We start from the raw sequence: 8,649 nt of genomic DNA, 5'->3' as shown, positions 1-8,649 counted from the left end.
CCCTGAGCCCCCCCGCTCGCGCCCCCTCGTCGCCGCGCCGGGTTCATGTCGCGTGTGGCGAGGACAGCCCGACGGTCCGTCACCAACGCGCCGGGGGCGTGCGCCCCGCCATATGCGACGGGTGTGCCCATATCGAGTGAACGCCCGGAATGGCGTCGCGCCTGACACTCCGTCAGCACGCATCGTCGACGCAACGGGCACGGTCTTGCGTCGTCTCGGCGCGACTCCTCCCGGAACGTCGTTTTCTCCCACCCTCATCTAGGAGACATACAGCGATGCAGCTGAACCGGAAGATCGCCGCCGGCCTGGCGGCGGGCGCGCTGGCCACGAGCCTGCTCGGTGTCGCCCCCGCCGTGGCCGCCGAGCCGCTGGACGCCAAGGGCGGCGCGGCCGAGGCGCCCATGATGGACCACGCCCGTCATGCCGCGTGGGGCAAGGTCGTCGCCAAGTCCGGCGTCAACATCCGCGCCTACCCCTCGGTCAAGGCCCGTAAGCTCGGTGCCTACCCGCACGGAGCCAAGATCAAGCTGCGCTGCAAGGTCAAGCGCGCCGCCGTCCACGGCAACCCGTACTGGTACAAGCTCGACAAGCACAGCGGCTGGGTCACGGCCCGTTGGGTGAAGAACCTCAACCACGTGCCGTTCTGCCGCTGATCCGCACGGGTCACGCGTAGACCGCGCCGGTGTCCCTCCATGGAGGGACACCGGCGCGGTCGGCCCCTCAGGGGGCCCGGAATCGCACGGGGCCGCACGGCGGTAACCTGAGCCGGTCGGCCTCGAGCCGGCCCGCCGCGCGAGGCGCGGTGATCGTCGTCCGCGCACCCAACCGTCGGGATTCTGGCATGTCCACGCCACCTCCGTACCACAACCAGCCGCCCCAGGGCTTCCAGCCGCCGTACGGCCAGCCACAGCAGCCGCCTTACGGCCAACAGCCCTACCCCGGCCAGCAGTACGGGCACGGGCAGCAGCCCGCGTACGGACATCCGCAGCAGCCGTACGGGCAGCAGCCGCCGCCCGGGTACGGACACCAGCCGCCCCACGGCCAGCCTCAGCCGCACCAGCCGCCGCCCCCTCCGTCACCGGGCGGGCCCCAACAGCGGCCGCAGCCGGGCCCCTTGCACAAGCTCATCGTGTTCGGCCTCGCCGCCGTGCTCATCGGCGGCGTCGGCTGGTGGGTCTACGACTACAACCGCACCCCGGCCGACGGCGGCCCCTCCAAGGCCGAGGTCGAGGACCGGAAGAACAACCCCCGTGAGGGCGACTGCGTCAAGATCCACGACCCGCAGGGCAGCCCCCGCCCGGAGACAGTCGACTGCGACTCCCCCGAGGCCGAGTACCGGCGCGGCGAGAAGCTGGACGGCAGCGGCCAGGAGTGCGGCCCGTCCTACGACTACGGCATCCAGGTCAGGAAGCGCCGCGGCTCCAACTACACCCTCTGCTTCACCAAGCTCTGACGGCGCGCCTCACCTCCCCGCCCTGGGCGGGGAGGTGAGGCGAAGTCGAATTCAGAGCCCGCCGTCGACCCAGGGACCGGTGATCGCGAAAGTGATACCGGGGGACTGGATGTTGACGAAGACCCAGTCGTCTTCCTGCGGCTCGAAGCACGAGCCCGCCCATTCCGAGCCCCGGTAGTCGCCCACGGCCACGTTCTTCCCCGCGGTGCCGCCCGTCAGGTCGGCGTCGTTGGCGGCGAACGGGAAGACCTCGCCGCGCGTCGTGAAGCCGTGGACGTACTCGGTGCCGCTGCCGTCCTCACAGAGCACCAGCCCGCCACGGGGGCTGACACACCTGTTATCGGGCATGTTGAGGACGCTGGCCCCGGGTGACACGTGAACCCCCAGCGGGCGCAGCGCCTCCCAGACGGACCTGACCGCCGACAGCCGGCGGTCGCGCAGCACGTCGGCGTCGACCTCGCGGCAGGTCCGTTCCTCCAAGTAGGCCCACCAGCCGCTCACCGGGTCACCAGCCGGGCTCTCAGGACGCGCGTCACGGCTTCGAACGCACGCCATGACGCGGCAGCGTCCCAGCCGCCCGCGCGCAGGATGGCTGCCCTTGTTCGCGCGTTGGTCACGCCGCTGGTCACGGCGGGGGCAGGAAACAGAAAAACCCCAGCTGAGCTGGGGTTTTGCAAGTGTCCGAGGGGGGACTTGAACCCCCACGCCCGATAAAGGGCACTAGCACCTCAAGCTAGCGCGTCTGCCATTCCGCCACCCGGACCGGTGCGTCCTCCGCGGCTCGGCCGCGGCGACGAGGACAACAATACCAAGACCCGGGAGTGCTTCTCACCCCGGTTGACCGGGGGCTCCCCGCCCGGAACGCCGGGTTCAGGTGCGACCGCGCTCCTGGACCTGGCGGAGCAGCGGGGCGGTCTCCATCCAGTCGGCGCGCAGCACCTCGAAGCCGGCCTCCCGGTAGGCGTCGCAGACCTGGACGTCGTCGTCCACGACGATCTCGATGGTGCGCTCGCGCGCCAGTGAGCGCAGCAGTTCGACCTTGGCGACGCGGGCGGGGCGGAAGTCGCGTTCCCGCCGCATCCACAGCTCGCCGACCGGGAGGCCCTGCTCGGCGAGCCAGCGTTCGGTGTCCCGGCGGCAGCGTTCGGGGCGGCCGGTGACGTAGCCCAGCTCGCAGCGGGTGGACCACTCCCTGGCCAGGTCGATGCCGGCGGTCAGGGGCGGGTCGTGGCGCGCCTCGCGGAAGAAGGCGTTCCAGTCGCGCGGGGTGGAGGCGACGTGGTGGAGGCGGTGGCGGGTGTCGCTGAGGGTGCCGTCGAGGTCGAACACCGCGATCGGCGGCAAGGTGGTCGTCTTCGCTGGGCGGGCCATGGGGCCGAGCCTATGCCGACGCCGGGTCTGGCGCCCGGCGGTGGGGAGGGCGGCGCGGATGACGGAGAATGGGCCGGTCGCGGCCGGTGGCCGCCGCGCGCGAGGCGCGGCGGGGGCGGCGACCTCGCGGGGCGGTGCGTCGCGAGGCGGTGGCGGAACCGGGAGTGAGCGCCGATGGGACGGGTCACCGAGCGGCGTGGTGTCCTGCGGATCCGGGACGGCAGGGTCAGCCGGCGGCCGGACACTCTGGTGGCCGAGGAACCGATGGAGATCCGGCTCAACGGCAGGCCGCTCGCGGTGACGATGCGCACCCCGGGTGACGACTTCGCGCTGGCGGTCGGCTTCCTGGTCAGCGAGGGTGTGCTGGCGCACCCCGAGGAGCTGCGGCAGGTGACGTACTGCGCGGGCTCGGTGACGGAGGACGACGGCGGGTCGTACAACACCTACAACACGGTGGACGTACGGCTGGCCGACGGGGTCGCGGTCCCGGAGCTGACGCTGGAGCGGAACGTGTACACGACGTCCTCCTGCGGTCTGTGCGGGAAGGCGTCGCTGGACGCGGTGCGGACGACCGCCCGTTGGGCGCCGGGCCGGGCGGCGGACGGGCCGAGGGTGAGTACGGCGACGCTGGCCCGGTTGCCGGAGCTGCTGCGCGAGCGGCAACGGGTCTTCGACCGGACGGGCGGGCTGCACGCCGCCGCGCTGTTCACCCCGGACGGCGAGCTGATCGACGTGCGGGAGGACGTGGGCCGGCACAACGCGGTGGACAAGCTCGTCGGCCGCGCGCTGCGCGAGGGGCGGCTGCCGCTGGCGGAGACGGTGTTGATGGTGTCGGGGCGCGCGTCGTTCGAGCTGGCGCAGAAGGCGGTGATGGCCGGGGTGCCGGTGCTGGCGGCGGTCTCGGCGCCGTCCGCGCTGGCGGTGGACCTGGCGGAGGAGTCGGGGCTGACGCTGGTGGGCTTCCTGCGCGGTGCGTCGATGAACGTGTACGCGGGCGAGGAGCGGATCGCGGTGGCGGAGGACGACGCGGGCTGACCACCCTCACGGCCCTCAGGAGGGGTCGGCGCGGCGGGCGAGTCTGCGGGCGATCACCGCGCAGACCATCAGCTGCATCTGGTGGAAGAGCATCAGCGGCAGGACGGCCAGCGAGGCCTGCGCGCCGAACAGTACGGCGGCCATCGGCAGTCCGGCGGCGAGCGACTTCTTGGAGCCGGCGAAGAGGATCGCGGTGCGGTCGGCGCGGTCGAAGCCCAGTCCTCGGCCGCCCCAGGCGGTCAGCGTCAGCATGACGGCGAGCAGGACGGCCTCGGTGCCGAGGAGGCCGGCGAGCCGCCACGGCGACACCTGCTGCCAGACGCCCTCGACCATGCCCTGGCTGAACGCGGTGTAGACGACCAGCAGGATGGCGACGCGGTCCACGCGGGACAGTGCGGTCCGGTGTCGGGTGACAAAGCCGCCGATCCAGCGCCGTAGCAGCTGCCCGGCGAGGAAGGGCGCCAGTAGTTGGAGGGCGATGGCCGTCAGGCCGTCGGTGGAGAGTCCGCCGACCGCGCCGCCGACGAACAGCGCCGCGAGCAGCGGGGTGAGCACGATGCCCAGCAGGCTGGAGTAGGTGCCGGCGCAGATCGCCGCGGGCACGTTGCCGCGGGCGAGCGAGGTGAAGGCGATGGAGGACTGGATGGTGGAGGGCACCACGCACAGGAACATCAGCCCCGTCCACAGTTCCTCGGTCAGCACGTGCGGGACCAGGCCGCGCGCGGCCAGTCCGAGCAGGGGGAAGAGGAGGAAGGTGCAGGCCAGCACGGTGAGGTGAAGTCGCCAGTGCCGCAGTCCGTCCAGCGTCTCCCGGGTGGAGAGCCGGGCGCCGTAGAGGAAGAAGAGCAGGGCGACGGCTGCCTTCGCCGCGTCGCCGACGACGTCCGCCGCCGCGCCCCGGGCCGGGAGGAGGGCGGCGAGCGCCACGGTCGCGCCGAGCAGGAGAAGGAAGGGGTCGAGGACGCGGGCCAGGCGGTGCATGAGCCCACTGAACCACGCACCCCGCGCTCCCCCCGTGCGCACCCCACGGCGCGTGAACGTGCCCGCGCGCCGGTTCCCTTCCGGCGCGGGCCGCGATTCGGTACCGTCACCACGCTGTGTGTGCGCTCGGGAGCACCTCCCGACCGGCGGAGGCACAGCGCCTGAGGAGAGCGGCATTGCGCGAGATCACTGTTCCGCCCGCGGTGCCCCCGGCTCGTTCCGGCGGTCTCGCGGACTCCGTCTTCGAACGCGCGCGCTCCCGCCCCGGACAGGCGGTGATCGCCTACCGGGAACCCGACGGCGGCGACGACCGCGGCGACGGACGGCGGAGCACGGCGTCACCGGGCGCGCGGGAGCCCGAAGGGCGTTGGCGGGACGTGACCGCCGAGGAGTTCCGCGACGAGGTGCTGGCTCTGGCCAAGGGGCTGCTCGCCGAGGGGGTGCGGTTCGGCGACCGGGTGGCCGTCATGTCGCGCACGCGCTACGAGTGGACGCTGTTCGACTACGCGCTGTGGACGATCGGCGCGCAGTCGGTGCCGGTGTACCCGACGTCGTCGTCCGAGCAGGTGCTGTGGATGTTCACGGACGCGGCGGTGTCGGCGGCGATCGTGGAGCACGAGGACCACGCGATGACGATCGGTGCCGTCGTGGACCGGCTGCCGCTGCTCAGACGGCTGTGGCAGCTCGACGCCGGTGCGCGTGAGCAGCTGACCGAGGCGGGCCGGCGCATCGACACCGACGTCGTCGAGCGGCACCGGATGGCGCTCACCCCGGACACCGTGGCCACGGTCGTCTACACCTCCGGCAGTGAGGGGCGGCCCAAGGGCTGTGTGCTCACGCACGCCAATCTGATGGCCGAGTGCGACAACATCGTGAAGCGGTACGAGTCGGTCTTCAGCTCGGGCCTGAAGACCGAGCCGACGACGCTGCTGGTGCTGCCGCTCGCCCACGTCTACGGGCGGATGGTGCAGGTGGCGGCGGTGCGGGCGGGGGTGAAGCTGGGGCACCAGCCGGAGATGACGCCGAGCGCGCTGCTGCCCGCGCTGCGGGAGTTCCGGCCGACGTTCCTGCTGGCGGTGCCGTACCTGTTCGAGCGGATCCACTCGGCGGCGCGGCGGCGGGCGGAGTCCGAGGGGCGGCTGGCGGTGTTCGAGCAGGCCGAGGAGGTGGCCGAGCGGTACGCGGAGGCGGTGGAGCGGAAGGCGTTCGGGGAGGGCCCGGGGCCGAGCGCGGCGCTGCGGGTGCGGCACCAGCTGATGGACCGTCTGGTGTACTCGCGGCTGCGTCAGGCGCTCGGCGGGCGGCTGCGGTACGCGGTGTCCGGCGGCAGTTCGATGGACCGCCGGCTGGGGTTGTTCTTCGACGGCGCCGGGGTGCGGGTCTTCGAGGGGTGGGGGCTTACCGAGACGACCGCCACGCTGACCGGCAATCCGCCCGAGCGGCCCCGGTTCGGCACGGTCGGGATGCCGATCCCGGGCACGACGGTGGCGCTCGGTGAGGACGGCGAGGTGTGGGTGCGCGGCGGCCAGGTGTTCCAGGGCTACCTCAGCGATCCGGCGGCGACCGCCCGTTGTCTGCGGGAGGGCTGGTTCGCCACCGGCGACCTGGGGGCGCTGGACGAGTACGGCTATCTGACGATCACCGGCCGCAAGAAGGACGTGCTGGTCACCTCCAGCGGGAAGACGGTCAACCCGGCGGTGCTGGAGGGCCGGGTCCGCACGCACCCCTTGGTCGCGCAGTGTGTGGTCATCGGCAACGACCGGCCGTTCGTGTCGGCTCTGGTCACCCTGGATCCGGAGGCGGTGAGCCACTGGCTGGCGATGCGCCGGAAGCCTGCGGTGCCCGCCTCCCAGCTGGTGCACGACGCCGATCTGGAGCACGAGATCCGGCGTGCGGTGATAGCGGCCAACACGCAGGTCTCGCAGGCGGAGTCGATCCGCACGTTCCGGATACTGGGCCGCCAGTTCACCGTGGAGGACGGCCTGCTCACGCCGTCGCTGAAGCTGCGGCGCAGGTCGATCGAGAAGGTGTACCAGCAGGAGATCGACACGCTCTACCGCCGCTGAGGCCCCGTGCGGGAATGCCGGCGGCGGGTTGATCGTTCCACCTCTCCGAGAACACGAGCACAGTTCGCGAGAGTCGAAGGATCCGATCTTCTGTGAGTGAAGCCCCCACGATCACCCTGAACAACGGTGTTGTCATGCCGCAGCTGGGCTTCGGCGTATGGCAGGTTCCGGACAACGAGGCCGCCGAGGCGGTGAGCCGTGCGCTGGAAGCCGGCTACCGCAGTATCGACACCGCCGCCGTCTACGAGAACGAGGTCGGGACGGGCAAGGCGCTGGCCGCCTCCGGGCTGCCGCGCGAGGAGCTGTTCGTCACCACGAAGGTGTGGAACAGCGAGCAGGGCCACAACTCCACCCTCCGCGCGTTCGACGCCTCGCTGGATCGGCTCGCCCTGGACTACGTGGACCTCTACCTCATCCACTGGCCGATGCCGATGTTCGACACCTACGTCGACACCTGGCGTGCGCTGGAGAAGCTGTACGCCGACGGCCGCGTCCGGGCGATCGGCGTGTCGAACTTCAAGCCGGCGCATCTGCGGCGGCTCGCCGAGGAGACGTCCGTGGTGCCCGCGCTCAACCAGGTCGAGCTGCACCCCGCGCTCCAGCAGGGTGAGCTGCGCGCGTACCACTCGGAGCACTCGATCACCACCGAGGCGTGGTCGCCGCTGGGCCAGGGGAAGGACGTCCTGGCCGACCCGGTGATCGGCCGGATCGCCGAGCGGTACGGCCGCACCCCGGCGCAGGTCATCCTGCGCTGGCACCTCCAGCTGGGCAACGTCGTCATCCCCAAGTCGGTGACGCCGTCCCGCATCCGGGAGAACATCGACGTCTTCGACTTCGAGCTGGACGAGGACGACATGGCGGCCGTCGCGGGCCTGGACAGCGGCACCCGGCTCGGCCCCGACCCGGACGAGATGGACTGGCGGGGCTGACCGCCTTCCTGTCCCGGATGGGGTGTCACGGCCGCGCCTCCCGGCTGTGACACCCCATCTGAGGCACGTTCGAGGTGCGCGGCATCCGCGCGTGCCGCCGGACACGAACCACCGGTGAGCCGGCGGACGGGTGCCGGCGCGGTCGTCGACGGAGGTAAGGATGAACCACCGCCCACCGGGGGGCAACCGGCGAGGAGGTCCGCGCGGCGCGGCGCGCGAGGAGCGGGTGGCGGTGGTGCTGTACACCGCCGACCTGCGGGTGCACGATCACCCGCCGCTGCGCTCGGCGCTGGCAGAGGCCGACCGGGTAGTGCCGCTGTTCGTCCGTGATCCGGCGGTGGACGCGGCGGGTTTCGCCGCGCCGAACCGGCTGGCCTTCCTCGCCGACGCGCTGGCGGACCTGGACGCGGCGCTTCGGGAGCGCGGCGGTCGGCTGGTGTTCCGTGAGGGGCCGCTGGTGCCGGAGGTGCTGGCAGTGGCCGCCGAGGCGGGGGCGGACGACGTGCACATGGCGGCGGGGGTGAGCCGGTTCGCCGCGGAGCGGGAGGAGCGGCTGCGCAGGGCGCTGGAGTCGGCGGGCCGGCGGCTGCGGGTCCACGACGCGGTGTGCACGGTGCTGGAGCCCGGGGCGGTGACCCCTTCGGGGAAGGACCACTTCGCCGTCTTCACGCCCTACTTCCGGCGCTGGTCGGCGACGGCGCCCAGGGCCGTGCTGGGTGCGCCGCGTTCGGTGCCGGTGCCGGACGTCGGCTCGGCGCCGCTGCCGTCGCCGCAGGTGGCGGGGCGCTCGCCGGGGCTGGCGCCGGGCGGGGAG

The 8,649-nt window shown here is 72.4% G+C and carries 9 protein-coding genes and 1 tRNA gene; 6 read left to right on the top strand and 4 right to left on the bottom strand.

From position 1 onward, the window contains the following. Positions 1-275 precede the first annotated feature (275 nt). On the top strand, positions 276-653 hold the full coding sequence (locus FNX44_RS19760) for an SH3 domain-containing protein (protein WP_173019230.1): 378 nt from the start codon (positions 276-278) through the stop codon (positions 651-653). 188 nt (positions 654-841) lie between these two features. Next, positions 842-1,453 (top strand): LppU/SCO3897 family protein, encoded by a 612-nt coding sequence (locus FNX44_RS19755; protein WP_143649733.1) that lies wholly within the window; start codon positions 842-844, stop codon positions 1,451-1,453. Positions 1,454-1,504: 51 nt separating this feature from the next. On the opposite strand, the gene FNX44_RS19750 is transcribed toward FNX44_RS19755, so the two are convergent. The 3 genes from FNX44_RS19750 to FNX44_RS19740 all read right to left on the bottom strand — a co-directional run bounded on the left by FNX44_RS19750 (position 1,505) and on the right by FNX44_RS19740 (position 2,824). After that, positions 1,505-1,954 carry an alkaline phosphatase PhoX gene (locus FNX44_RS19750; protein WP_323369513.1) on the bottom strand — a complete coding sequence of 150 codons (450 nt, stop codon included), beginning with the start codon at positions 1,952-1,954 and terminating at the stop codon, positions 1,505-1,507. A gap of 177 nt (positions 1,955-2,131) precedes the next feature. Further along, a tRNA-Leu gene (locus FNX44_RS19745) sits at positions 2,132-2,216 on the bottom strand. A gap of 107 nt (positions 2,217-2,323) precedes the next feature. Further along, positions 2,324-2,824 (bottom strand): phosphatase domain-containing protein, encoded by a 501-nt coding sequence (locus FNX44_RS19740; RefSeq protein WP_153507498.1) that lies wholly within the window; start codon positions 2,822-2,824, stop codon positions 2,324-2,326. A gap of 174 nt (positions 2,825-2,998) precedes the next feature. Between FNX44_RS19740 and fdhD the strand changes: the two genes are divergently transcribed. Next, positions 2,999-3,859, top strand: a complete 861-nt coding sequence (gene fdhD / locus FNX44_RS19735) for a formate dehydrogenase accessory sulfurtransferase FdhD (protein ID WP_143649729.1) — start codon at positions 2,999-3,001, stop codon at positions 3,857-3,859. 15 nt (positions 3,860-3,874) lie between these two features. Here the strand turns inward: fdhD and FNX44_RS19730 are convergent, their stop codons facing one another. After that, the gene (locus tag FNX44_RS19730; protein ID WP_143649727.1) at positions 3,875-4,840 is read right to left on the bottom strand and encodes a bile acid:sodium symporter family protein; all 966 of its coding nucleotides are present in this window, start codon (positions 4,838-4,840) and stop codon (positions 3,875-3,877) included. Positions 4,841-5,016: 176 nt separating this feature from the next. Here FNX44_RS19730 and FNX44_RS19725 point away from each other — a divergent pair, with 176 nt between their 5' ends. The 3 genes from FNX44_RS19725 to FNX44_RS19715 form a co-directional block, all read left to right on the top strand. Then, positions 5,017-6,906, top strand: a complete 1,890-nt coding sequence (locus FNX44_RS19725; protein ID WP_143649725.1) for an AMP-dependent synthetase/ligase — start codon at positions 5,017-5,019, stop codon at positions 6,904-6,906. Between the two features lie 92 nt (positions 6,907-6,998). Further along, positions 6,999-7,835 carry an aldo/keto reductase gene (locus FNX44_RS19720; RefSeq protein WP_143649723.1) on the top strand — a complete coding sequence of 279 codons (837 nt, stop codon included), beginning with the start codon at positions 6,999-7,001 and terminating at the stop codon, positions 7,833-7,835. Positions 7,836-7,995: 160 nt separating this feature from the next. Then, positions 7,996-8,649 (top strand): deoxyribodipyrimidine photo-lyase (locus FNX44_RS19715; RefSeq protein WP_143649721.1); only part of this gene is annotated, 654 nt, incomplete at its 3' end.

This window comes from Streptomyces alkaliterrae (assembly GCF_007097205.2).
GTDB classification, from domain to species: domain Bacteria; phylum Actinomycetota; class Actinomycetes; order Streptomycetales; family Streptomycetaceae; genus Streptomyces; species Streptomyces alkaliterrae.
This window is presented reverse-complemented; position numbering and strand designations above follow the sequence as displayed.